We start from the raw sequence: 24,641 nt of genomic DNA, 5'->3' as shown, positions 1-24,641 counted from the left end.
TTTTTGGCCACACCCTGACATGAAAGGATATTCACCTAGCTGAATAGCCAGCGCTCCGACGACGGGACATTTTTTCGGGTTCCGGCGTTGATGGAGGAAAGAGCGCCGGGAACAGGGTCGCGATGGACGCCAAGGTGGACGGCAAGACGAACATCAAGGGCAGGCTGCCCAGCCGTCATGTGACGGAGGGGCCCCAGCGCGCACCGCATCGTTCCTATCTCTATGCGATGGGGCTGACGACAACCCAGATTCATCAACCGTTTGTCGGCGTTGCTTCATGTTGGAATGAAGCCGCTCCCTGCAACATCTCGCTGATGCGCCAGGCACAGGCGGTGAAGAAGGGCGTGGCATCTGCCGGCGGCACGCCGCGCGAGTTCTGCACCATCACCGTCACCGACGGCATCGCGATGGGCCATGACGGCATGCGCTCGTCGCTGCCGTCGCGCGAATGCATCGCCGATTCGGTCGAGCTGACGGTTCGCGGCCACTCGTATGATGCGCTGGTCGGGCTCGCCGGCTGCGACAAGTCGCTGCCGGGCATGATGATGGCGATGGTCCGCCTCAACGTGCCGTCGATCTTCATCTATGGCGGCTCGATCCTGCCCGGCAACTTCCGCGGGCAGCCGGTGACCGTGCAGGACATGTTCGAGGCGGTCGGCAAGCACTCGGTCGGCGCCATGTCGGACGAGGACCTCGACGAGATCGAGCGGGTGGCGTGCCCCTCGGCCGGCGCCTGCGGCGCCCAGTTCACCGCCAACACCATGGCGACCGTCTCCGAGGCGATCGGGCTGGCGCTGCCGTACTCGGCCGGCGCCCCGGCGCCCTACGAGATCCGCGACTCCTTCTGTGCCGCCGCCGGCGAGAAGGTGATGGAGCTGATCGAGAAAAACATCCGGCCCCGCGACATCGTCACCCGGGAAGCCCTTGAAAATGCTGCGGCCGTGGTTGCAGCCTCAGGTGGTTCGACCAATGCTGCACTGCACCTGCCGGCGATCGCCCATGAGTGCGGCATCAAGTTCAATCTGTTCGACGTTGCCGAAATCTTCAAAAAGACTCCTTACGTCGCGGATTTGAAGCCGGGCGGCCGTTATGTTGCCAAAGACATGTTTGAAGTAGGTGGCATTCCGCTGCTGATGAAGACGCTGCTCGACAATGGCCACCTGCACGGGAATTGCCTCACCGTCACTGGCCGAACGATCGCCGAAAACCTCAAAAGCGTGAAATGGAATCCGCACCAGGACGTGGTGCGGCGCGCCGACAATCCGATCACCGTGACAGGTGGCGTTGTCGGGCTGAAGGGTAATCTCGCTCCGGAGGGTGCGATCGTGAAGGTCGCGGGAATGTCCAACCTGAAGTTCACCGGTCCGGCCCGGTGCTTCGACCGCGAGGAAGACGCCTTCGAGGCGGTGCAGAAGCGCACCTACAAGGAAGGCGAAGTGATTGTGATCCGCTACGAGGGGCCGAAGGGCGGTCCCGGGATGCGGGAGATGCTGGCAACCACGGCGGCGCTGACCGGGCAGGGAATGGGCGGCAAGATTGCCCTGATCACCGATGGCCGGTTCTCCGGCGCCACCCGTGGCTTCTGCATCGGACATATTGGACCCGAGGCGGCCGTCGGCGGGCCGATCGGGTTATTGCAGGACGGCGACATCATCGAGATCGATGCGGTCGCCGGCACACTTGACGTAAAATTGAGCGACGCCGAGCTCGCAAATCGTAAGACCAAATGGGTCCCTCGGGCGACTAACCACACATCTGGTGCGCTGTGGAAGTACGCCGAGCAAGTGGGGCCGGCGGTGGATGGCGCAGTCACCCATCCGGGTGGCGCGCACGAGAAACAGTGTTATGCGGACGTTTAAGCGTACGATTTTTGCGTTTGCGTTAGGGGCCATTCCGGTGGCAGGCCCTGGATTCGGATTCGACGGCGCCCCGGTCAGCCCCCAGGATACGGTTCTTCCGGTGGTTTCCCCGCAGCCGGGGACGGCCGCCGCGCTGAAGCGCGGTGCCACGACGGTTGCTCCGACGGCGACCGCGCCGACCTCCTCCTTCAGCACATTGCAGTACCAGGCCGAGGGCGGCCACCCGGTGGCGCAGTGGAAGCTCGGCAAGATGTACGCCGAGGGCGACGGCGTCATCCAGGACGACATGCGCGCCTTCGAGTATTTCAGCCGGATCGCCAATGCGCATGCCGAGGATTCGCCGTCGGCGCCGCAGGCCTCGATCGTGGCCAACGCCTTCGTGGCGCTCGGCCGCTACTATCTGAGCGGCATTCCCAATTCCAAGGTGAAGGCGGACACCGAGCGGGCGCGGGAGATGTTCTCCTACGCCGCGTCCTATTTCGGCAATGCCGACGCCCAGTACGACCTCGCCCGGCTGTACCTGAAGACGCCGGACGCCTCGCGGGACGATTTCCGCTATGGCGCGCGCTGGCTCGGGCTCGCCGCCCAGAAGGGCCAGCATCAGGCGCAGGCGCTGCTCGGCCAGATGCTGTTCAACGGCGATCGGCTGCCGCCGCAGCGGGCGCGCGGCCTGATGTGGCTGACCCTGGCACGCGACAGCGCCACGCCCGACGAGGCCTGGATCAAGGAAAGCTACAACCGGGCGATCGCCAAGGCGTCCGAGGACGACCGTGCGATGGCGCTGCAGATGCTCGAGCACTGGGTGCAGGGTCGTCGCGATTAGAGGCCGCCGGGACTGAGATCCCGGGCGACCGGTGGGCTCAGGCGGTCTCGAAGTCGAGATCGGCCCAGACCGGGACATGGTCGGACGGCTTCTCCCAGGCACGGACATAGCTGTCGATCCCGACATCGATCAGCCGGTCGCTCGCCTGCGGCGACATCAAGAGATGGTCGATCCGCAGGCCCCAGTTCTTCTGCCAGGCGCCGGCCTGGTAGTCCCAGAAGGTGTACTGGCCGGGCTCGTCATTGACCGCCCGCAGCGCGTCGGTCAGGCCGAGGCCGAGCAGCGACTGGAAGGCCTCGCGGGTCTCGGGGCGGAACAGGGCATCACCGGCCCAGGCCGCCGGATTGTAGACGTCGCGAGCGGCCGGAATGACGTTGAAATCGCCCGCGAGGATCAGCGGCTCCTCGGCCTTAAGCCGTTGCTGCGCGTACTCAAGAAGCCGCGACATCCATTTGAGCTTGTAGGGGTATTTGTCGGTATTGGCGGGGTTGCCGTTGGGCAGATAAAGGCACGCGACCCGGACCACGCCCTGCTTCAGCGTGACGACGCCTTCGAGGAAGCGAGCGTGGGCGTCCTCGTCGTCGCCGGCGAGGCCCGACTTGGTCTCATCGAACGGCAGCTTGGACAGCAGCGCGACGCCGTTGAAGGTCTTCTGGCCGTGGGTGACGACATTATATCCGAGCGCCTCGACCTCGAGCCGCGGGAACGCGTCGTCGACGCATTTGATCTCCTGCAGGCAGACGATGTCGGGGGAACACTCCTTCAGCCAGCTGACCAGCAGCTCGATCCGTTGCCGGACCGAATTGACGTTCCACGTAGCGATGCGAACTGCCATCGGACTTCCTTCATTGATGGGACACGCGACCGAGCGCCCCGCTTAGACCAAGCGCTTCCGCATCTCGATGTGTGGGATGCCGGCTTCCTCGAACTCCGCGCCGGCGCGCTCGAAGCCGACGCGCGCGTAGAACGGTTCCGCGTGCGTCTGCGCGTTGAGGATCAGTTCCGGATAGCCGAGTTCGGCTGCCTTGGCCATCAGTGCGTCCAGTACGCGGGCGCCGATACCGGTGCCGCGCGCCGGTTTGAGCACGGCCATGCGGCCGATATGGCCATCGGGCAGCAGGCGGCCTGTCGCCACCGGCATGCCGTCCTCGGCAAAAGCCAGCGCATGCCAGCTAGACGCGTCCATGTCGTCCCATTCCAGTTCTACCGGCACGCGCTGCTCCTCGACGAAGACGCTGTAGCGGATGGCACGGGAGCGTTGGCGGGCCTCTTCCCAGGTGCAGACAAGAACGGAGCTGGACATAAGGTCGCGATTCGGGGGAGCCGCAGGATTTTACTTAGGTGGCATACCATGGGCGGTCCGCCTGTGCTAACCCTCTCCGGAAACAAGGCGTAACAATTGCCGATGGGGGAGTTGCGAAGCGTCCCGGCCTCAAGGGGGAGCGGGCGGCGCACGTGCAAGACTTATGAAAAAACGCAATTTGGTTCTGACTGTCGCTGTTCTCGGCATTGCGGCCGGGGCGGCTTACATGACGCGCTCTTCATGGATGGGTGGCGGTGCCGTCACCGCGCAAGGGACTCCGCGGCCGCGCGTGGTCTCCGTGGATCTCGCCAAGGCCGAACGCAGATCGGTGCCGGTCGATGTCGACGCGATCGGACAGGTCACGCCGATCTCCAGTGTGGCACTGAAGTCGCGGCTCGAGACCACCATCGTCTCGGTGCACTTCGAGGACGGCGCCAAGGTCAATGAAGGCGACCTGCTGTTCATGCTCGACGCGCGGCAGATCGACGCGCAGATCGAGCAGGCCGAGGGCGTGCTGGCCCGCGACCAGGCCCAGCTCGAGGGCGCGCAGCGCGACCTCCGCCGCTACACCGAGCTGGTCGGCAAGGGCGCGACCACCCAGGTCAATCTCGACAACGCCAAGACCCAGTCCGACGTCCTGATCGGCACCATCAAGGCCGACCAGTTCGCGCTGGAAAACCTCCGCGTCCAGAAGAGCTTCACCGTGATCCGCGCGCCGTTCGCGGGGCGGATCAGCGCCGCCAACGTCAAGGTCGGAAACTTCGTCCGCCCCGCCGACACCCAGCCGCTGGCCGTCATCAACCAGATGGCGCCGGTCTACGTCACCTTCGCAATCCCGCAGCGTGCGCTGGTCGATCTGCGCGACGCCATGGGGAAGGGCGATTCCCAGGTCATCGCGACCATTCCCGGCCATCAGCGCTCCGAGAGCGGCAAGGTCGCGATGGTCGAGAACGCCGTCGACGCGACCACCGGCATGGTCACCGTGCGCGGCATCATGAACAATGCGAGCGAAACGCTGTGGCCCGGCACCATCGTGCAGACCAAGCTGATCATCCGCAGCGAGGACGCGGTCGTGGTGCCGACGGTCGCGGTGCAGCGCAGCCAGAACGGCAATTTCGTTTTCGTCGTCCAGGACGGCGTCGCCAAGGTCCGGCCGGTGAAGGTCGATCGCACCTTCCAGGGCTCATCGGTGATCTCGGACGGATTGGCGGGCGATGAAAGCATCGTCGTCGACGGCCAGCTGCTGCTGTCGGAGGGATCGCGGGTCGAGCTGCGGGCGCGCAAGGCCGGAGCCTGACCGATGACGCTCTCCGAGCTCTGCATCCGCCGCCCGGTCATGACGACGCTGATCACGGCGTCGATCATCGCATTCGGCGTGTTCGGCTTCCGCCTGCTGCCGGTCTCGGCGCTGCCCAAGGTCGATTTCCCGACCATCGCGGTGACCGCCACGCTGCCGGGCGCCAGCGCCGACACGATGGCCGCTTCGGTCGCCGGCATCATCGAGCGTCAGCTCTCGACCATAGCCGGCATCTCCTCGATGAACTCGAATTCCTCGCAGGGCACGAGCGTCATCACCATCCAGTTCGATCTCAACCGCAACATCGATGCCGCCGCGCTCGACGTGCAGACGGCATTGACGATCGCGCAGCGCCGGCTGCCGATCGAGATGACGATCCCGCCGAGCTTCCGGAAGGTGAACCCGGCCGATTTCCCGGTGCTGTTCGTCTCGCTGGGGTCGGCGACGCTGCCGCTGTCGGCGGTCAATGAATATGGCGACATCACGATCGGGCAGGCGCTGTCGCAGCTGCCGGGCGTCGCCCAGGTCCTGATCTACGGCGCGCAGAAATTCGCGATCCGCGTCCAGGCCGATCCGGAGGCCGCGGCCGCCCGCAGCGTCTCGATGGAAGACATCCGCGCCGCCGTGTCGCGCGCCAATTCCTCGACCCCGGTCGGCACGCTGAACGGCCCCAAGCAGGACGTCGCGCTGCAGGCCTCCGGCCAGATGGACAAGGCGGCCGACTACCGCCAGATCTACGTCGCCTGGCGCAACGGCTCGCCGGTTCGCCTCGACGAGATCGCCAAGGTCTATGACAGCGTCGAGAACGACAAGATCGCGACCTGGATGAACGACGAGCGGGCGATCGTGCTCGCGATCCAGAAACAGCCCGACGCCAACACCGTGGCCGTCGTCGATGCCGTGCTGGCGAAATTGCCGTCGCTGCGGGCCGCGATCCCGCCGTCCGTGACCATGCAGGTCATGATGGACCGCTCGGTCTCGATCCGGCAGGCGGTCAGCGACGTCGAGGAGACCCTGCTGATCGCGATCGCGCTCGTGATCCTCGTGATCTTCCTGTTCCTGCGCTCGGCGTCGGCGACCTTCATCCCGGCGCTGGCGGTGCCGATCTCGCTGTTCGGTACCTGCGCGGCGATGTACGCGCTGGATTACTCGATCAACAACATGACGCTGCTGGCGCTGACGCTCTCGGTCGGCTTCGTGGTCGACGACGCCATCGTCATGCTTGAGAACATCGTCCGCCATATCGAGCACGGCGTGAAGCCGTTCGAGGCGGCGCTGAAGGGCGCCCGCGAGATCGGCTTCACCATCATCTCGATCACGTTCTCGCTGATCGCGGTCTTCATCCCGGTGCTCTTGATGGGCGGCATCGTCGGCCGCGTGTTCCGCGAATTCGCCGTCACGATCTCGGTCGCCATCATCGTCTCCGGCTTCGTGTCGCTGACTTTGACGCCGATGCTGTGCGCCCGCGTGCTGCGCGCGCATGATGCGACCAAGCGGCCGAACATCGTGCTGCGGGCGTTCGAGGCGATGTTCGAAGCCTGGCTGCGCGCCTATGAATGGGCGCTAGACTGGGTGCTGGCCAAGAAGGCCCTGATGCTGGTGGTGACGCTCGCTACCCTCGGCGGCACCGTCTATCTCTACATGATCGTGCCGAAGGGCTTCTTCCCGCAGGAGGACACCGGCTTCCTGATCGGTGTGACGGAGGCGGCGACCGATACCTCGTTCGAGGCGATGAAGGTGCGCCAGCAGGCGCTGGTCGAGGTGATGCGGACTGATCCGGCGGTCGACTACATCAACTCGACGGTCGGCTCCGGCGGCCCCAACCCGACCACCAATTACGGCCGGCTGTTCATCGCGCTGAAGCCGCAGAAGACCCGCGACAACGCCACCGTCGTGATCGGGCGACTGCGCCAGAAGGCGCGCGAGATCCCGGGCATGCAGGCGTTCTTCCAGAGCGTCCAGAACCTCAACATCGGCGGGCGCATCTCCAAGAGCCAGTATCAGTATGTGATGCAGAGCGGCGACACCGAGGCGCTGTACCGTCTGGCGCCGGAGATGCGGGACAAGATCGAGAAAATCCCGGGCCTGCTCGACGTCACCACCGACCTCTACATCAAGAACCCGCAGATGACGGTCGACATCGATCGCGAGAAGGCCGCGGTCTACGGCGTCACTGTCGATCAGGTCCGCAACCAGCTCTACAACGCCTACGGTTCGCGGCAGGTCGGCACCATCTACATGCCGTCGAACGACTACCAGATCATCCTGGAGGTACAGCCGCAGTTCCGCGTCGATCCGTCCGATCTCTCGAAGCTTTACATGAAGACCGCGAACGGCCAGACCATTCCGCTGGATGCGGTGGCGCGGCTGGTGCCGACGGTCGGGCCGCTGCAGATCAACCATCAGGGCCAGCAGCCGGCGGTAACGATCTCGTTCAATCTCGCACCCGGCATCTCCCTCGGCTACGCGGTCGACAAGATCACCGAGCTCGAGCAGACCGCGAATTTGCCGCCGACGATTGCGACCGGCTTCTCCGGCACCGCGCAGGTGTTCCAGGATTCGTTGCGCGGGCAGGGCGTGCTGATCCTCGCCGCCGTGTTCGCGGCCTTCGTGATTCTCGGCATTCTCTACGAGAGCTTCATCCACCCGATCACGATCATCTCCGGCCTGCCGTCGGCCGGCATCGGCGCAATCCTGACCTTGATGCTGTTCGGGATGGAGCTGTCGGTGATTGCGATGATCGGCATCGTGATGCTGGTCGGCATCGTCAAGAAGAACGCGATCATGATGGTCGACTTCGCGCTGGAGCGCCGCCGCGTCGGCCTCAGCGCCGAGCACGCGATCCGCGAGGCGGCGCTGCTGCGCTTCCGCCCGATCATGATGACGACGTTCGCGGCGATCTTCGGCACGCTGCCGATCGCGCTCGGCGCGGGTGCCGGCGCCGAACTGCGTCAGCCGCTGGGTGTCGCCGTGGTCGGCGGCCTCTGCGTGTCGCAATTGCTGACGCTGTTCATCACGCCGGTGATCTACATCTATCTCGACCGCATCGACCGTCGGCTGCGCCGCAAGCTCGATCCGCAGGCGGAGGCGGAAGGCGAGCGCCCGCAGGTGCTCGCGGCGGAATAGTCAGCCGTACCGCGCGAGCCGCAAAACGGCTCGCGAAGAAACCACTCGGGATGCGGAAGCGTTAGATCGAGAAGCTGGTGCCGCAGCCGCAGGAGGCGGTGGCGTTCGGATTGACGACGCGGAACGAGGCGCCGATCAGGTCGTCGACGAAGTCGACTTCCGAGCCCGCGAGGAACGGGACCGAGGCGGGATCGATCAGCACCACGGCGCTGTCGCGCTCGATCACGAGGTCGTCATCGGCCTGGGTGCGCTCGACGTCGAATTTGTACTGGAAGCCGGAGCAGCCGCCACCTTCGACGGAAATGCGCAGCTTGGCGCCGTCGCCTTCCTTGCTGAGGATCTGCCCGATCCGGCGGGCGGCCCGTTCGCTGACGGTGATGGCAGCAGTCATATCGGTCTCCGAAACCCTATTTGAGCATGGTCGGATCGGATCATGCCCGGCGTCATGCCCAATTCATTTGGTCGGCCGCCTCAGTCATAGTTAAGTGCGTCGGACCATGGAATCAAATGGATAAGGACTAAAATACCGTGTCGGTCGGAATGGCTGCCCCCCGCGCGCCTTATGCCTGCGACCCCGACCGCAGCCGCGGCCGGCTGGTCGCCGAGCCGCCGAGCCGGACCCGCAGCCCGTTCCGGCGCGACTGCGACCGGGTGATCCATTCCACCGCGTTCCGCCGTCTAAAGCACAAGACCCAGGTCTTCGTCTTCCACGAGGGCGATCACTACCGCACCAGGCTGACCCATTCGCTGGAGGTCGCCCAGATCGCCCGCGCGCTGGCGCGGCAGCTCGGGGTCGACGAGGACCTGACCGAGACGCTGGCGCTGGCGCACGATCTCGGCCATCCGCCGTTCGGCCATGCCGGGGAGCGGGCGCTCGACGACTGCCTCAAGGACGACGGCGGCTTCGACCACAACGCGCAGGCGCTGCGGGTCGTCACCTCGCTGGAGCATCGCTACCCTGAATTCGGCGGGCTCAACCTGACCTGGGAATCACTCGAGGGGATCGTCAAGCACAACGGCCCGCTGACGGAGCGCAACGGCGCACCTAGCGGCCGCTATCTCGACAGCGGCATTCCGATCGGGATCGCCGACTATAACCAGACCTACGATCTCGAGCTCTGGAGCTATGCCTCGCTCGAGGCACAGATCGCGGCCTTCGCCGACGACATCGCCTATGACGCGCATGATATCGACGACGGCCTGCGCGCCGGTCTGTTTGCGGTCGACGACCTCAAGGAGATGCCGTTGACCTCAGAGATCATCGCCGAGATCGACCGCCATTACCCCGGGCTCGACGAGGTCCGGCGCGGTGCCGAGCTGGTGCGTGAGCTGATCTCACATTTCATCAATGCAGTCTTCGCGGAGGCGACCCGGCGCCTCGCGGCCGCCCAGCCGCAATCGGCCCAGGACGTGCGTCACCACAATGCGCCGCTGATTGCGTTTCCCCCCGAGGTGGCCGAGCAGGAGGCGGCGATCAAGGCATTCCTGTTCCGGCGGATGTATCGCCACCCGCGGGTGATGCTGGTGATGCGGGAAGCGGAGCAGGTGGTCCGCAACCTGTATGAGCGCTACCGGCAGTCGCCCGGCGATCTGCCGGCGGAATGGATCGAGGGCAGCGTGCAGGAGACCGCGAGCGCGCGGAACAGGCGGATCGGCAATTTCATTGCCGGGATGACCGACCGTTTCGCCCTGATCGAGCACCAAAGGCTTTTTGACTCGACCCCGGATTTGCGTTAGCGCCCTGCCATGGCCGACACCACTGCTTCACCACACCTTTTTGCCGACATGCTGGCGCGCGTGCACGCGATCTGTGCCGCTATTGCCGCCGAGGACAACTGGCCCGCGAGCATCGATCTGTCCCGCGTCGTGGTCGAGCCGCCGCGCGATGCCAGCCACGGCGACATGGCGACCAACGCCGCGATGGTGCTCGCCAAGGATGCCAAGGCCAAGCCGCGCGAGCTCGCCGACAAGATCGCCGAGCGGCTGCGCGCCGATGCGCTGGTGGCCTCCGTCGATGTCGCCGGACCCGGCTTCATCAACCTGACCTTGAAGCCGCAGGTCTGGGCCGACGCGCTGCGCGCCGTGCTGGCCGCGGGCTCCGCCTTTGGCCGCAGCGACGTCGGCAAGGCCGAGAAGGTCAATGTCGAGTATGTCTCGGCCAACCCGACCGGGCCGATGCATGTCGGCCACTGCCGCGGCGCCGTGTTCGGCGATGCGCTGTGCAGCCTGCTGCAATTCGCGGGCTTCGACGTCTGCCGCGAATATTACATCAACGACGCCGGCGCCCAGGTCGACGTGCTCGCGCGCTCGGCATTCCTGCGCTACCGCGAGGCGTTGGGGCAGGATATCGGCGCGATCCCGGAAGGGCTCTATCCTGGCGACTACCTCGTGCCGGTCGGCGCGGCGCTCGCCAAGGAGTATGGCGAGAAGCTGCTCGACATGAGCGAAGCCGCGTGGCTGCCGATCGTGCGCGACAAGGCGATCGCCATGATGATGGAGATGATCAAGGGCGACCTCGCCGCGCTCAACATCCATCACGACGTGTTCTTCTCCGAGCGCTCGCTGATCACATCAGGCAACAACAAGGTCGCCGAGACCATCGATTTCCTGCGTGCCAAGGGCGATATCTACGAGGGTCGCCTGCCACCGCCGAAGGGCAAGCCGGTCGAGGATTACGAGGACCGTGAGCAGTCGCTGTTCCGCGCCACCGCCTATGGCGACGATGTCGATCGTCCGCTGATCAAGTCGGACGGCTCGTACACCTACTTCGCATCCGACATCGCCAACCATCGCAACAAGTTCGAGCGCGGCTTCACTAACCTGATCGACGTGTTCGGCGCCGATCACGGCGGCTACATCAAGCGGATGCAGGCGGCGGTGAAGGCGGTGACTGCCGGCAAGGCGACACTCGACGTCAAGATCGTGCAGCTCGTCAAGCTGCTGCGCGACGGCGAGCCGGTGAAGATGTCGAAGCGGTCAGGCGAATTCGTCACGCTGCGCGAAGTGGTCGACGAGGTCGGCTCGGATGCCGTGCGCTTCATGATGCTGTTCCGCAAGAACGACGCGGTGCTCGATTTCGACCTCGCCAAGGTGATCGAGCAGTCAAAGGACAATGCCGTCTTCTACGTCCAGTACGGCCACGCCCGCGGCCATTCGATCTTCCGCAATGCGCGGGAGGAGGCGGTTCCCGATCTGCCCGAGACCGACGAGGCGCGGCTGGCCTATCTGCGGAACGCCGCGGTGGAACGATTGACCGACCCGGCCGAGCTCGACCTGCTCAAGCGGCTTGCGCTTTATCCCCGGATGATCGAGGCTGCGGCGGTGGCACACGAGCCGCACCGAATCGCTTTTTATCTATATGATTTGGCCAGTGAATTTCATGCGCTGTGGACCAAGGGGCGCGATTTGCCCTATTTACGCTTCATTATCAATAATGATGCAGAGATCACGAGGGCGCGACTGGCAATGGTTCAGGGCGTCGTCTCGGTTCTGGCATCGGGCTTAGCTGTTCTAGGCGTCCACGCTCCGACCGAGATGCGGTAGGCAGGGGCATTAGGCCCTCACGAGTGGGGATTTGTGAGGGCATCTGGCAGGGGCCAACTCGTTCGGACCGGCTGTGCCGGCGATCTTGGCGCTGTCCCGAAGGGGATGCATCATCACAATGGCTGATCGATATCAGGACCGACTTTTTTCCACCGACGCGGCCCCCAGGGCCGAGAGCGATCCGCTTGCGGAACTGGCTCGGCTGATCGGCCAGACGGATCCGTTCGGCGCCGCCAACAAGCCGCCGCCGCGCCCGCTGCAGTCACGCGCCAATGCGCGGCCGCAACAATATGATCCGCAGGCCGAGGACGACGATGCGCCGGCCGCGGGCCCGCCGCCGTGGATGCAGCGCGCGCGACAGGAGACTGTCGTTCCGCCGCCTGTGCAGCACACCGAATACGAAGAGCCCGAGCAGGACTACCAGCCGAAGCCGGTGCATCCGTTGCACCGCTACGCTGCCCAGCAGGTGCAGCCGCCCGCGCCCGAGCCGGTCGCAGCCTATCGGCCGGTCGAGCCGCCGCGACAACCCGAGGCCTTTGACGACGAGCCGCACTATCAGAGCGGCGATCAGGGCCACGATCCGTCGCGCTATGACGACGCGCTCTACGGTCAGCTGGAAGCCGGTGAACAGGATCTGCAGCGCGATCCATCCTATCCGGACGATCCCTACGCCTATGAAGCCGATGAGGAAGAGCCTGAACCGCGCCGGCGGAGCAGTGGCCTGATGACGGTCGCCGCTGTCCTGGCGCTTGGCGTGTTCGGCGTCGGCGGTGCCTATGCCTACCGCACCTATGTGGGCTCGCCCCGTACCGGCGAGCCGCCGATCATCAAGGCCGACAACACGCCGACCAAGGTGATTCCGGCCCAGGCCGATGCGCCGGCGAAGACGCCGGACCGTATGGCGACAGGCGACGGCTCCGAGAAGATCGTGTCGCGTGAAGAGACCCCGGTCGACGTCAATTCGAAGACCGCCGGACCGCGCGTGGTGTTTCCGCCGCTGAACGCCAATACCAATCCGCCGCCGGCCGCCAGCGTGCAGACCGCGCAGCCCGCGCCGGCGCCGATCACCGCGAACGGGACCCTGCCGAACAACGAGCCGCGCAAGGTCCGCACCCTCTCGGTCAAGGGCGATGGGCCCGACGGCACACAGGCCACCGCGGCCGTGCCGGCGAAACCTCCGGCAGCGGCGAAGCCTCCGGTGTCGCGCGGCAATCCGTCGGCGGCCAATGCCAGCGTGAACGCGCCGATGTCGCTGGTTCCCGGGCAGGCTGACGCGGCTCCGGCTGCGCCCCCGACGCGGGTGGCGTCGACCTCGACGGCCTCGGTTGGCGGCGGTGGGTATCTGGTCCAGGTGTCGTCGCAGAAGAATGAGGCGGACGCGCAGGCGTCGTACAAGGTGCTGCAAGGCAAGTATTCCAGCTTGCTGGCCTCCCAGCCGCTGGTCGTGAAGCGCGTCGATCTCGCCGAGAAGGGGGTGTACTACCGCGCCTTCGCCGGCCCGCTCGGCTCCGCGGAGGAGGCGAACCAGCTCTGCAACCGCCTGAAGTCGGCAGGCCTGCCGAACTGCTTCATCCAAAGAAATTAGCGGCCGTTTCCTTGACCGGTGGGCCGCATGCGGCCTAATCGGCCGAATGGCGAACCGCGCATTCATCACCGGCATATCCGGGCTGGTCCTCAACGACGCTGAACGCGAACTCATTGGTGCGGAGCGGCCGTGGGGCTTCATCCTGTTCAAGCGCAACATCGAGAGTCCTGCCCAAGTGGCAGCTCTTGTTGGGGAACTCAGGTCTGCGGCCGGCATGGCCGACGCGCCGGTTCTGATCGACCAGGAAGGCGGGCGGGTGCAGCGGCTCGGACCGCCGCATTGGCCGGCATATCCGCCCGGCGCGAGCTTTGGCGCGCTCTACGACATCGACCCGAAGCTTGGCCTCACAGCAGCCCGGCTCAGCTCGAGGCTGATTGCGGCCGATCTGATCGACCTCGGGATCACCGTCGATTGCCTGCCCTTGGCCGACGTTCCGGTGGCCGGCGCCGATGCGGTGATCGGGAACCGGGCCTACGGAACCGAACCGGACAAGGTCGCGGCGATCGCCCGTGCCGTCACGGATGGGTTGGAACAGGGCGGCGTGCTGCCGGTTCTCAAGCATATTCCCGGCCATGGCCGCGCCACCGCGGACAGCCATTTCCGTCTGCCGACGGTCGATACCGCCAAATCCGAGCTGGAACGGACCGATTTCGCCGCGTTCCAGCCCCTGGCGGACCTGCCGATGGCGATGACTGCACATGTTGTGTTTAGCGCGCTGGACCCCGTCCATCCGGCAACGACTTCTGCGACAATCATCGAACAGGTGATTCGCGGCCTGATCGGGTTTCAGGGTTTGTTGATGAGTGATGACGTGTCGATGAATGCGCTGGCCGGATCAATTGCCGAACGGACCCGCGCCATCGTCAGCGCCGGTTGCGACATGGTTCTGCACTGCAACGGCAATATCGACGAAATGCGCGAGGTTGCGCGGGAGACGCCGGAATTGACCGGCAAGGCGCTTGAGCGGGCCAGGGCGACGCTCGCTGCGCGCAAGCAGCCTGAAGCGCTCGACCGGCAGGCGGCACGGGCTGAACTGGATGCGTTGTTGGATCGGGTAGGGACGGCATGACCGCTGAAATTCTATCGTTTGAGACCGGGCGGCCGGCCGACCTCGCCGACGGCGAACCCGCGCTGGTGGTCGATGTCGAGGGCTATGAAGGCCCGCTCGACCTGCTGTTGACCTTGGCGCGGCAGCAGAAGGTCGACCTGTCGAAGATTTCGATCCTGGCGCTGGCCGACCAATATCTGTCGTTCATCGAGGCGGCGCGCAAAATCCGCCTCGAGCTTGCCGCCGATTATCTGGTGATGGCGGCCTGGCTTGCCTTCCTGAAGTCGCGGCTGTTGCTGCCCGAGCCGCCGACCGCGGAGGGACCGAGCGCCGAGGAAATGGCGACCGCGCTTGCCAACCGGCTGCGCCGTCTGGAGGCGATCCGCGAGGCGGCGAACCGGCTGATGAACCGGCCGCAGTTCCAGCGCGATATCTTTCCGCGCGGCAATCCGGAATCGATCGCCGAGATCAAGCATCCGAAGTTCACCGCGACCCTGTACGACCTGCTGTCGGCCTATGCCACGCAGCGCGCGTCGCGCGTGCTGACCTCGGTGCATCTGGCGAAGCGGACGGTGTGGTCGCTGGCCGAAGCGCGCGCCTCGCTGGAGCGGCTGGTCGGCCTCGCCGAGGAATGGAGCTGCCTCGACGAGTACCTGATGAAGTACGTCGCCGATCCCAAGCAGAAGGCGACGGTGTTCGCCTCGAGCTTCGCTGCCGCCCTCGAGCTGGTTCGCGAAGGCGAGATGGAGATCAACCAGAAGCAGGCGTTCGCGCCGATCTATTTCCGAAAGCGTCAAGCGCAGGCTGCAATCGCCGCGCCGGACCTGTCGGTTGAGTAAGTGGAAGAAGCCGGACCTGTCGGTTGAGTAAGTGGAAGAAGGAGAGCAAGCCCATGGCAAGCTTGGCGGAAGTGCGCAGAGACGAGCCCGAGGAGGAGGTTTCTCCTATGGATCATCCGGTAGCGCGTCCTGAGGAATTGCGGCTCCTGGAAGCCTTGTTGTTCGCATCGGCCGAGCCGATCGATCAGGCAACGCTCGCAAAGCGGATGCCCGACGGCGTCGATATCAAGGCGGCACTCGCACAGCTGCAGGCGGAATATGCGCCGCGTGGCGTCAATCTGGTTCGGGTCGCCAACAAGTGGACGTTCCGCACCGCCGGCGATCTGTCGTGGCTGATGACGCGCGAGAGCACCGAGACGCGGAAGCTGTCGCGTGCGGCGATCGAGGTGCTGGCGATCGTCGCCTATCACCAGCCGGTGACCCGTGCCGAGATCGAGGAGATTCGCGGCGTGGTCACCTCGAAGGGAACGATCGACGTGTTGCTGGAGACCGGTTGGATCCGCCCGCGCGGCCGCCGCAAGACGCCGGGGCGTCCGCTCACTTTCGGAACCACCGACGCCTTCCTGTCGCAATTCAGCCTCGAAGCACTCGGCGACCTGCCGGGCCTGGAGGAACTGAAGGGCACGGGCCTGCTCGACTCGCGCCTGCCGACCGGTTTTTCCGTTCCCTCGCCGTCGGATGACGCGACGCTGCGCGAGGACGAGGAGCCGCTCGAGCCCGGCGACACGCTGGAACTGCTGCTCGCGCCGGCGGTCGAGCCGGAAGCCGAGGAACCGAAGACCGAGAGCGAAGCGGCCGAGAACGAAGCGGTTGCCGAGGTCGAGACTGCCGAGGTCGAAATGACGGTCGAGGCGGAAGCCGAATTCGAGGCGGAAGCCGCCGCCGAGGAGGACGCGACCGAAGTTGACGCGGCCGAACCTGACGCTGGTGAGCCGGAAGAGCACATCGACCACGCGGGCGATGACGACGGCGCCGAGGAGAAGGGCGAATAGCCCGGAATATTCCCGGTTAAGCCTAGCAATATTACGTAGCCGCGACAGCGATTTGCCGCGGCCGAGGTCCTTGTTTTTGACACCCCGCGGGCCTAACTTCCGACCATGTTCAGGCCGGTCCCCCGGCCATTTCTGGAGGGTTGCAGGATGGGTTCGCTTAGCATTTGGCACTGGATCGTCGTGATCGCAGTGGTCCTGCTGCTGTTCGGACGCGGCAAGATTTCGGACCTGATGGGTGACGTCGCCCAAGGCATCAAGGCCTTCAAGAAGGGCATGCAGGACGACGACAAGGTTGCGGACAAGCCGGAGTCCACCAAGGCGATCGACCACAATGCGGCGCCGTCGGCCGCGCGCCAGGACGTCGGCAGCAAGGCCGTCTAACGCGCTTGTACTGACGCATATTTCGACGTTTTTCCTTGCGCGAAACGGTGACGCCGTCGCACAGACGCGCTATGGACGCCGATTGAGAAAAGGCGCCGGCAGCCCCAGATCCTGTGAGGACCGATGGGGCGGATCGCGGCGCGCTTAGGCGGAAGAATTCATGTTCGATATCGGGTGGAGTGAACTGGTCGTCATCGCGGTCGTCGCGCTGATCGCCATCGGCCCGAAAGAACTTCCGGGCGTGCTGCGCATGGTCGGGCAATGGATGGGCAAGGCCCGCAGGATGGCCGCCGAATTCCAGGGCCAGTTCCAGGAGGCCATGCGCGAGGCCGAGATGGCCGACCTCAAGAAGAGTTTTGACGAGGTCAGGGAAGCTGCCACCGGCATCACCAGCGGCGGCATCATGACCTCGCTGCAGAAGGACGTCAGCGACGCCCTGCAGATCGACAAGCCGGTCGATGCGCAGGTCGCCTCCGCGATCGATGCACCGGTGACGTCAAGCGACGCACCGGTGACGCCCACCACACCGGCCGAGCCGACACCGGAGACCTTCGTCGAGGCTGAGGCGCACGCCGCCGCCACGAGCGAGCCGCTCGCGATCACCAGCGAGGTGAAGCCCGAGCCGGCGCCTGCGCAGGACGTGACGCCGGCACAGCCTGACGTGCTCAAGGACGCGAGGGCGTCATGAGCGCCGAAGATATCGAGGCCAGCAAGGCCCCCTTGATGGATCATCTGATCGAGCTGCGCTCGCGGCTGATCAAGGCGCTGCTCGGCTTTGCTGTGGCCTTCATCATCTGCTTCTTCTTCGCCAAGCAGATATTCAATGTCCTGGTCTGGCCGTTCATCTGGGTGGCCGGGCCGGAGAATTCGAAATTCATCTATACCGCGCTGCTCGAATATTTTCTCACCCAGCTCAAGCTCGCGATGTTCGGGGCGGCCTTCATCTCGTTCCCGATCGTTGCCGGGCAGGTCTACATGTTCGTGGCGCCCGGGCTCTACAAGCATGAGCGCAATGCCTTCCTGCCGTATTTGGTCGCCACACCGATCTTCTTCGTGCTGGGCGCGATGCTGGTTTATTTCGTGGTTTTCCCGATGCTGACCCGCTTTTCGCTCGGCATGCAGCAGACCGCCGGCGCGGAGACCGCCCAGATTCAGTTGCTGCCCAAGGTCGGCGAGTATCTCTCGCTGATGATGTCGCTGATCTTCGCCTTCGGCATCGCGTTCCAGCTGCCTGTGATCCTCACACTGCTCGGCCGCATCGGCATCGTCACCTCGAAGATGTTGAAGGAGAAGCGGCGCTACTTCATCGTGGTCGCCTTCATCATCGCCGCCGTACTGACGCCGCCCGACGTGCTGAGCCAGGCCTCGCTCGCGATCCCGCTGCTCGCGCTCTACGAGGGCGCGATCATCGCGGTCCGGATCGTGGAGAAGAAGGCCGCCGCCTCGAGCGCCTCGTCCGGAGCGCCGTCGGCGACCAACCCGGCCGAGTAGGGCTGTCTTCACATCACATTCGATGTCATACCCCGCGAAGGCGGGGTATCCAGTACGCCGCGGCCTCTCGGGGACACGCCGACGGCTCTGGAATACTGGATCGCCCGCCTTCGCGGGCGATGACAGTTGTGCTAGTTGAGGCACGCCGCAAAACGTTGACATACAACGCTATCCGCCCGAGCGACGTTAGGACCCCGACTGCCATGCACGACATCAAAGCGATCCGCGACAACCCGACAGCCTTCGACGCCGGCCTGAAGCGCCGCGGACTTGGGGCGCTGTCGCCGTCGCTGCTGGCAATCGACGAGAAGCGGCGTGCCGCGATCATGGCGTCCGAGCAGGCCCAGGCGCGGCGCAATGCGGCCTCGAAGGAGATCGGCGATGCCAAGAAGGCGAAGGACGAGGCGCGCGCGGCCACGCTGATGGCCGAAGTCGCCGAGCTCAAGACCACGATGCCCGAGCTCGAGGCGTCGGCGAAGACCGCCGATGAAGAGCTGACGAAGCAGCTGTCGTCGATTCCGAATCTGCCGCTCGACGAGGTGCCCGACGGCACCGACGAGCACGGCAACGTCCAGCACCATGTGTTCGGCAAGAAGCGCGACTACGGCTTTGCACCGAAGCTGCATGACGATCTCGGCACCGCGCTCGGTGACATGGACTTCGAGGCGGCGGCGAAATTGTCCGGCGCGCGCTTCGTCGTGCTGAAGAGGGGGCTGGCGCGGCTCGAACGCGCGATCGGGCAGTTCATGCTCGATCTGCACACCGGCGAGCACGGCTACACCGAGATCAATCCGCCGCTCCTGGTGCGCGATGCCGTAATGTTCGGCACCGGCCAATTGCCGAAATTCGAGGACGATCAGTTCTGGGCGATCAAGGGCGAATTGCTCTCGGCGCCGAATGCCGATCTGCGCAGCGAACGCCTGGGCCTGATCCCGACTGCCGAAGTCTCGCTGACCAACCTCGCGCGCGAGTCCATCCTCGACGAGAAGGAGCTGCCGATGCGGCTCACCGCGCTGACGCCGTGCTTCCGTGCGGAGGCGGGCGCGGCGGGACGCGATACGCGCGGCATGATCCGTCAGCACCAGTTCACGAAGGTCGAGCTGGTGTCGATCACGCCGCCGGAAGCCAGCAAGGACGAGCTCGAGCGCATGCTGTCCTGCGCCGAGCAGGTGCTGCAGAAGCTCGACCTGCATTATCGCGTGATGACATTGTGCGCCGGCGACATGGGCTTCTCCGCGCAGAAGACCTACGACATCGAGGTGTGGATGCCGGGGCAGGGCGATGGCGGTGCCTATCGCGAGATCTCGAGTTGCTCGGTGTGCGGTGATTTCCAGGCGCGCCGCATGGACGCGCGCTACCGCGGTCCCGACGGCAAGCCGCGCTTCGTGCATACGCTGAACGGCTCCGGCACGGCGGTCGGGCGCGCCTTGATCGCCGTCATGGAGACCTATCAGCAGCAGGATGGCTCGATCGCCGTGCCCGATGTGCTGCAGCCCTATATGGGCGGGCTCAAGGTCATCGAGCAGGGCATGTAAGGCGAGGGCCAGTGCGATGCCGCTCCACCGTGACATCCACTGGCTTGGCAAACAATGGGCCGTGACCGGCCATGGTCTGCAGCTGATCAATCAGAAGCAGATGGGCTATTACGACATCGAGGCCGCACGGTTGTGGGAAGCCCGCGTGACCGAGGTGCAAACGAAGGCCTGGATCGACCGGCCCGACTTCGACAAGGCGCTGGAGATCGCGCGCAGCAAGTTCGCCCATCTGGCGCCGGCCGATCTGCCCGCGCCCGCGGCCGTCGCGCCGCCGCAGCCTCCGGTCCGGGCTACGCCGCCGGTGGCGCGGCGGGCTCCGCTTGACGCGGAATCGGCGCCTTCGATCGAGGAGCTGCTGGCGAGACTGAAATCGAAATCGTATGCGGCAGCGCCCGTCGCAAAGCCGGCCGAGGAGGCGCCCGCGTCGCCGCCGCCGAAACTCGAAACGCCAAATCCCGAACCGCCGAAGCCTGCGCCTCGCAAGGTTGAACCAGCCAGATCCGAGATCCCAAGATCGGAGCCTCCGAAGGCTCCGAGGCCCGAGCCTCTCCGGGCGGCTTCGGTCACGCCCGAGCTGCTCAAGCCTGAAGCCCGGACATTCGAAGCCCCACAGACTGAGCCTGCCAAGCCTGTGCTGCTCAAGTCTGAAGCTCGGAGCGCTGCTGAACCGTCCAGGATTGAATCGCCGAGGGCTGAGCCTGCCAAGCGCGAGGCTGCCAAGCCTGAGCCTCCCAAGGTAGAGCCCATCAGGTCCGAGGCTCCCGAGCACGCCCCTCCCAAGTCCGAGGCTCTCAAGTCCGAGGCTCCCAAGTCCGAGGCTCCCAAGTCCGAGGCTCCAAAGTCCGAAGCCCCTAAATCGGAGGCGCCCACGCCGCCTCCGATCATGCCGGTGCTCAAGGCCGTCCGGCGGTCGGTCCGCCCGGCCTGGCCGGTGTTCGACCGCAAGATCGCCGGCAGCGGCAGATTTGTGCGTCCCTGGCGCGTGACGTCGGCGCGATGGCGCGGGCCGTCGTCGGGTTTGCCTCCGCGGCCCTAGCCGGTTAAGACGGCAATCAATTCAGGAACCGCGGCGCAAGAAAACCCGCGTCGAATCGGAACAAAAGGCACTTTGACGGATGCGAATTCTCTGCACCAATGATGACGGCATCCACGCCCCCGGCCTGCAGGTCGTCGAGCAGATTGCACGCGCATTGTCCCACGACGTCTGGATCGTCGCCCCCGAGCTCGACCAGTCCGGCGTCTCGCATTCGCTGTCGCTCAACGATCCGCTGCGTCTGCGCGAAGTCAGCCCGCGTCATTTCGCGGTGCGTGGCACGCCGACCGATTGCGTCATCATGGGCGCGCGCCACATCCTCGGAGACAAGCTGCCCGATCTCGTGCTGAGCGGCGTCAACAAGGGCCGCAACGTCGCCGAGGACGTGGTCTATTCCGGCACCATCGCCGGCGCGCTGGAAGGCACCATCCTGGGCTTTCCGTCGTTTGCGTTGTCGCAGGAGTTTTCGATCGAGACGCGCAACGCGCCGCTGTGGGATACCGCGCTGAAATTCGGGCCCGACATCATCCGCAAGGTGATCGGCGCGGGCGTTCCGCGCAACACCGTCATCAACGTCAACTTCCCGTCCTGCATGCCCGACGACGTCAAGGGCATCCGGATCACGCGGCAAGGCAAGCGCAATCAGGGTTTCCTGAAGATCGATCGCCGTCACGACGGACGCGGCAATCCATATTTCTGGATTGGCTTCGAGCGCGCGGCGATGATGGATACGCCGGCCGAAGGCACCGATCTCGCCGCGCTTGCCGCGCGCTACGTCTCGGTGACGCCGCTGCGGCTCGACCGCACCGATGAGGCGTTCTCGGAAACGCTGGCCACGACGCTGAAGTGAGCTTCTGTAGCCCGTCCGGGGCTACGGCATCGAGCTAATCGTCAGACCGGCGCGCTCCGCATCGCGCTTGAGATCACCTGCGCCAGCGTCTCCAGCTGGAAGGGCTTTTGCAGCGCCGGACGATCGCGATACTCCGGAGGCAGGCCGGACGAGCCATAGCCGGTCGCGAAGATGAAGGGGCGGTTGCGGGCGTTGATCAGCTCGGCGACCGGGGTGATCACCTTGCCGTTGACGTTGACGTCGAGGATCGCGAGGTCGAATTCGGTCGATTGCGCGAGCTTGACCGCTTCGCCGATCTCGCCGGCCTCGGCCGCGACGCTATGGCCGAGCTCTTCCAGCATATCGGCGACCATCATCCGGATCATGACCTCGTCCTCCACGAGGAAAACTGAACAGCCCGCCGGCCGTATCGCTGTCATGATGGAATCCTTGCCCGTCCCTGAAATAGGCTCGCAAATAACATTACAAGGCGCAATGCAAACGTTTGGGAATTAGTCGGTTTCCGGCGCGCCGCGCTGCATCGCCGGATTGCCTTGACTGACGTGTTGCGCGGGATTCGTCCAGCCTCTGGGCGGGGTGTAAACCGAACAAGCCCCCGCGACCGGGCGTTCACCGCGCATCGCTGTCGATTATATGGGAAGCTGCCGTGTTGGCGCCAACACGAAATCGGACTGCCGGTTCCTGACCGGGAACAAAGGGTGACGGGAAATTTTTCCTTAACGCGGTATTTCGGATTTCAATGGCATCAAGCGTGAGCAAGATTCCGAGCGCTGCCCAGAGACGCTGATGAACATGGCCGTGAAGCCCGACCCGACCGAGAAGATGATGTTTCAGCTGACGCTGCGGCGGCGAGGGGTCAGCGATCAGGCGGTGTTGCGGACCATGGAGGAGGTGCCGCGCGAGGTGTTCGTCGATCCGCGCGATCGCAACGAGGCCTATCGCGACAGCGCGCTTGCGATCGCATGCGGGCAGACCATCAGCCAGCCCTTCGTCGTGGCCTACATGACCGAGCAGCTGCAACTGCAGAAGGACCACCGGGTACTCGAGATCGGCACCGGCTCGGGCTACCAGGCTGCCGTCCTGTCTCGGCTGTGCAAGCAGGTTCTGACTATCGAGCGCTACCGGACGCTCGCCGACGGCGCCCGCAAGCGCCTCGAAAAGCTGGGCTATTACAACATCGAGGTGCTGCTCGGCGACGGCTTCGACGTCCCGGCGGGGGCCGGCGATTTCGACCGCATCATCGTCACCGCGGCGATGGAGCAGATCCCGGAGAAGCTGCTGGAGCGGCTCGAGCCGGGCGGCGTCCTGATCGCCCCGGTCGGACCGCATCAGGGCACCCAGACCCTGGTCCGCGTGGTGCGGACGGAGAGCGGCTTCGACCGCAAGGAATTGGTCGACGTCCGCTTTGTGCCGGCACTGCCCGGAATCGCGCGCGAATTGTGAATTTGGCGATTTGCTGCTTGGCGCCAACGCCTTATTCGCAGGGTTAAGCGGTTATTTACTCGCGACGTGTTTACTCAAAACAGTCTTTTGTTGCGTACGAGTGAGTAACCATGTCTGGGGTTGTTGAGTTGCTTCGCTCGCGTCGCGTACCGCAGGTTGCGGTGCTGACGCTGATGTCCATGGCTTTTGCTGGTTGCAGCGCCGACATGTCGTCGCGCTTCTCGCAAAACTCCTACTCGCAAAATCCGTTTGCGTTTGATCCGCAGCCGACCGGCACCGTGCAGGCACAGCCGCCGCGCGAACTGCCGCAATACGCGCGGCCCCGTACGCAACCGCAATATTCACAATATCAGTCACAGCCGTTGCCGCCGCCGGTCGCAGCGCCGCAGTCCTACCCGGTCGCCAACGCCGGCGTCTCCGGAGGAGGGCGCGGGCTTTCGTCCTACACGCCGCCGCCTGTCCAGCCGCAGATCGAAGCCACCGGCACCGTTCCGCATTCGGTCGCCGCAGCGCACGCCGGACACAGCGGCACCACCATCATCGTCGGCACCAGCGATACGCTCGACGTTCTGGCGCGCCGCTACAACGTCTCGACCGCCGAGATCCTGCGTGCCAACGGCTACAAGGGACCGCGCGCGCTGTCGCCCGGTCAGCAGCTGGTCATTCCGCGTCCGACGGCCGCCGCAGCCGCGCCGGCGATGGCCGCGCCGGCCACGCGGCCCGTGGCCGTGGCAGCCGCGCCTGCTGGCGTCCACTACGTCAACCGCGGCGACACGCTGCACAGCATCGCGCGCCAGCACCACATTCCTGTGGCCGATCTCGCCCGTGCCAACAATCTCGATCAGTCGGCAAGGCTGAGCCTCGGCATGAAGCTGGTGGTGCCTGGCGCCAAGACTGCGATGGCGGCTCCTGCGCCGGTTGCGCAACCCGTTGCTGCCGCGCCCGTCGCCGTTGCCCCGGCACCGGCCATGGCGGCCCCGAAGGTCGTCGCCACGGCGCTGCCGCAGCAGAGCGCCCGACTGGTTCAGCCGACCGCGACTGTCGAGCAGCCGGCGGCCGCCGCAGAGGCACCCGTTGCCACCAAGTCGAGCGAAGCCACCGGCGCATTGCCGACCTTCCGCTGGCCGGTGCGCGGCAAGGTGATCACCGCCTACGGCTCGAAGACCAATGGCAAGGTCAATGACGGCATCAACGTTGCGGTGCCCGAGGGCACGCCGGTGAAGGCAGCCGAAGACGGCGTCGTCGCGTACTCCGGCAATGAGCTGAAGGGCTACGGCAACCTCGTGCTGGTTCGCCACTCCAACGGCTATGTCACCGCCTACGCCCATGCCAGCGAGCTGATGGTGAAGCGCGGCGATACCATCAAGCGCGGCCAGGTGATCGCCAAGTCCGGCCAGTCCGGCGAGGCGGGCTCGCCGCAGCTGCACTTCGAAATTCGCAAGGGATCGTCTCCGGTCGATCCGCTCCAGTTCCTCAACGGCGCGTAAGTTACG

Annotated in this window: 21 protein-coding genes and 1 pseudogene; 18 read left to right on the top strand and 4 right to left on the bottom strand. The window is 65.3% G+C overall.

Annotated elements, in window-relative coordinates:
• Positions 1-134 precede the first annotated feature (134 nt).
• Together ilvD and XH92_RS25065 are read left to right on the top strand one after the other, a co-directional pair.
• On the top strand, positions 135-1,859 hold the full coding sequence (ilvD, locus tag XH92_RS25070) for a dihydroxy-acid dehydratase (protein WP_194461409.1): 1,725 nt from the start codon (positions 135-137) through the stop codon (positions 1,857-1,859).
• Positions 1,846-2,682 carry a tetratricopeptide repeat protein gene (locus XH92_RS25065; protein WP_194454492.1) on the top strand — a complete coding sequence of 279 codons (837 nt, stop codon included), beginning with the start codon at positions 1,846-1,848 and terminating at the stop codon, positions 2,680-2,682. Before ilvD ends, XH92_RS25065 begins: the two co-directional genes overlap by 14 nt.
• Before the next feature lie 37 nt (positions 2,683-2,719).
• On the opposite strand, the gene xth is transcribed toward XH92_RS25065, so the two are convergent.
• Together xth and XH92_RS25055 are read right to left on the bottom strand one after the other, a co-directional pair.
• Positions 2,720-3,517, bottom strand: a complete 798-nt coding sequence (gene xth / locus XH92_RS25060) for an exodeoxyribonuclease III (RefSeq protein ID WP_194454491.1) — start codon at positions 3,515-3,517, stop codon at positions 2,720-2,722.
• Between the two features lie 42 nt (positions 3,518-3,559).
• Positions 3,560-3,985 (bottom strand): GNAT family N-acetyltransferase, encoded by a 426-nt coding sequence (locus XH92_RS25055; RefSeq protein WP_194454490.1) that lies wholly within the window; start codon positions 3,983-3,985, stop codon positions 3,560-3,562.
• 163 nt (positions 3,986-4,148) lie between these two features.
• On the opposite strand from XH92_RS25055, the gene XH92_RS25050 reads away from it, so the two are divergent.
• Positions 4,149-5,282, top strand: a complete 1,134-nt coding sequence (locus XH92_RS25050) for an efflux RND transporter periplasmic adaptor subunit (RefSeq protein ID WP_194454489.1) — start codon at positions 4,149-4,151, stop codon at positions 5,280-5,282.
• Positions 5,283-5,285: 3 nt separating this feature from the next.
• The gene (locus XH92_RS25045; RefSeq protein ID WP_194454488.1) at positions 5,286-8,408 is read left to right on the top strand and encodes an efflux RND transporter permease subunit; all 3,123 of its coding nucleotides are present in this window, start codon (positions 5,286-5,288) and stop codon (positions 8,406-8,408) included.
• A gap of 61 nt (positions 8,409-8,469) precedes the next feature.
• Here the strand turns inward: XH92_RS25045 and erpA are convergent, their stop codons facing one another.
• Positions 8,470-8,799, bottom strand: coding sequence for an iron-sulfur cluster insertion protein ErpA (erpA, locus tag XH92_RS25040; protein ID WP_021081206.1), 330 nt, complete (start codon positions 8,797-8,799; stop codon positions 8,470-8,472).
• Between the two features lie 137 nt (positions 8,800-8,936).
• Between erpA and XH92_RS25035 the strand changes: the two genes are divergently transcribed.
• The 12 genes and pseudogenes from XH92_RS25035 (at position 8,937) to surE (ending at position 21,705) form a co-directional block, all read left to right on the top strand.
• Positions 8,937-10,145, top strand: coding sequence for a deoxyguanosinetriphosphate triphosphohydrolase (locus XH92_RS25035; RefSeq protein WP_194454487.1), 1,209 nt, complete (start codon positions 8,937-8,939; stop codon positions 10,143-10,145).
• A 9-nt stretch (positions 10,146-10,154) separates the two neighbouring features.
• Positions 10,155-11,951, top strand: a complete 1,797-nt coding sequence (argS, locus tag XH92_RS25030) for an arginine--tRNA ligase (protein ID WP_194454486.1) — start codon at positions 10,155-10,157, stop codon at positions 11,949-11,951.
• A 118-nt stretch (positions 11,952-12,069) separates the two neighbouring features.
• Positions 12,070-13,536 (top strand): SPOR domain-containing protein, encoded by a 1,467-nt coding sequence (locus XH92_RS25025; RefSeq protein WP_194454485.1) that lies wholly within the window; start codon positions 12,070-12,072, stop codon positions 13,534-13,536.
• Positions 13,537-13,582: 46 nt separating this feature from the next.
• A complete protein-coding gene (gene nagZ, locus XH92_RS25020; RefSeq protein WP_194454484.1) occupies positions 13,583-14,605 on the top strand; it encodes a beta-N-acetylhexosaminidase in 1,023 nt (340 codons plus the stop codon).
• Positions 14,602-15,423 carry a ScpA family protein gene (locus tag XH92_RS25015; RefSeq protein ID WP_194454483.1) on the top strand — a complete coding sequence of 274 codons (822 nt, stop codon included), beginning with the start codon at positions 14,602-14,604 and terminating at the stop codon, positions 15,421-15,423. Before nagZ ends, XH92_RS25015 begins: the two co-directional genes overlap by 4 nt.
• 53 nt (positions 15,424-15,476) lie before the next feature.
• Positions 15,477-16,248, top strand: a pseudogene (gene scpB, locus XH92_RS25010) (SMC-Scp complex subunit ScpB); the annotation flags it as partial.
• A 314-nt stretch (positions 16,249-16,562) separates the two neighbouring features.
• The gene (locus XH92_RS25005) at positions 16,563-16,796 is read left to right on the top strand and encodes a twin-arginine translocase TatA/TatE family subunit (protein ID WP_050400528.1); all 234 of its coding nucleotides are present in this window, start codon (positions 16,563-16,565) and stop codon (positions 16,794-16,796) included.
• A 160-nt stretch (positions 16,797-16,956) separates the two neighbouring features.
• Complete coding sequence (gene tatB, locus XH92_RS25000) at positions 16,957-17,484, top strand: Sec-independent protein translocase protein TatB (RefSeq protein WP_194454481.1); 528 nt, start codon at positions 16,957-16,959, stop codon at positions 17,482-17,484.
• A complete protein-coding gene (tatC, locus tag XH92_RS24995) occupies positions 17,481-18,287 on the top strand; it encodes a twin-arginine translocase subunit TatC (RefSeq protein ID WP_194454480.1) in 807 nt (268 codons plus the stop codon). The genes tatB and tatC overlap by 4 nt, the downstream gene beginning before the upstream one ends.
• 203 nt (positions 18,288-18,490) lie before the next feature.
• The gene (gene serS, locus XH92_RS24990; protein WP_194454479.1) at positions 18,491-19,822 is read left to right on the top strand and encodes a serine--tRNA ligase; all 1,332 of its coding nucleotides are present in this window, start codon (positions 18,491-18,493) and stop codon (positions 19,820-19,822) included.
• A 100-nt stretch (positions 19,823-19,922) separates the two neighbouring features.
• Positions 19,923-20,858 carry a hypothetical protein gene (locus tag XH92_RS24985; protein ID WP_194454478.1) on the top strand — a complete coding sequence of 312 codons (936 nt, stop codon included), beginning with the start codon at positions 19,923-19,925 and terminating at the stop codon, positions 20,856-20,858.
• Between the two features lie 79 nt (positions 20,859-20,937).
• Positions 20,938-21,705, top strand: coding sequence for a 5'/3'-nucleotidase SurE (gene surE / locus XH92_RS24980; RefSeq protein WP_194454477.1), 768 nt, complete (start codon positions 20,938-20,940; stop codon positions 21,703-21,705).
• Positions 21,706-21,746: 41 nt separating this feature from the next.
• Here surE and XH92_RS24975 read toward each other — a convergent pair whose 3' ends face one another.
• On the bottom strand, positions 21,747-22,124 hold the full coding sequence (locus tag XH92_RS24975; RefSeq protein WP_095734447.1) for a response regulator: 378 nt from the start codon (positions 22,122-22,124) through the stop codon (positions 21,747-21,749).
• A gap of 367 nt (positions 22,125-22,491) precedes the next feature.
• Here XH92_RS24975 and XH92_RS24970 point away from each other — a divergent pair, with 367 nt between their 5' ends.
• A complete protein-coding gene (locus XH92_RS24970) occupies positions 22,492-23,148 on the top strand; it encodes a protein-L-isoaspartate(D-aspartate) O-methyltransferase (RefSeq protein WP_194454476.1) in 657 nt (218 codons plus the stop codon).
• A 110-nt stretch (positions 23,149-23,258) separates the two neighbouring features.
• The gene (locus XH92_RS24965; protein ID WP_194454475.1) at positions 23,259-24,635 is read left to right on the top strand and encodes a LysM peptidoglycan-binding domain-containing M23 family metallopeptidase; all 1,377 of its coding nucleotides are present in this window, start codon (positions 23,259-23,261) and stop codon (positions 24,633-24,635) included.
• Positions 24,636-24,641: the final 6 nt, after the last annotated feature.

The sequence above is a fragment of the Bradyrhizobium sp. CCBAU 53421 genome, from assembly GCF_015291625.1.
Lineage (GTDB): Bacteria > Pseudomonadota > Alphaproteobacteria > Rhizobiales > Xanthobacteraceae > Bradyrhizobium.
The sequence above is the reverse complement of the archived record's forward strand: the minus strand, read 5'-3'. Positions and strand labels throughout refer to the sequence as shown.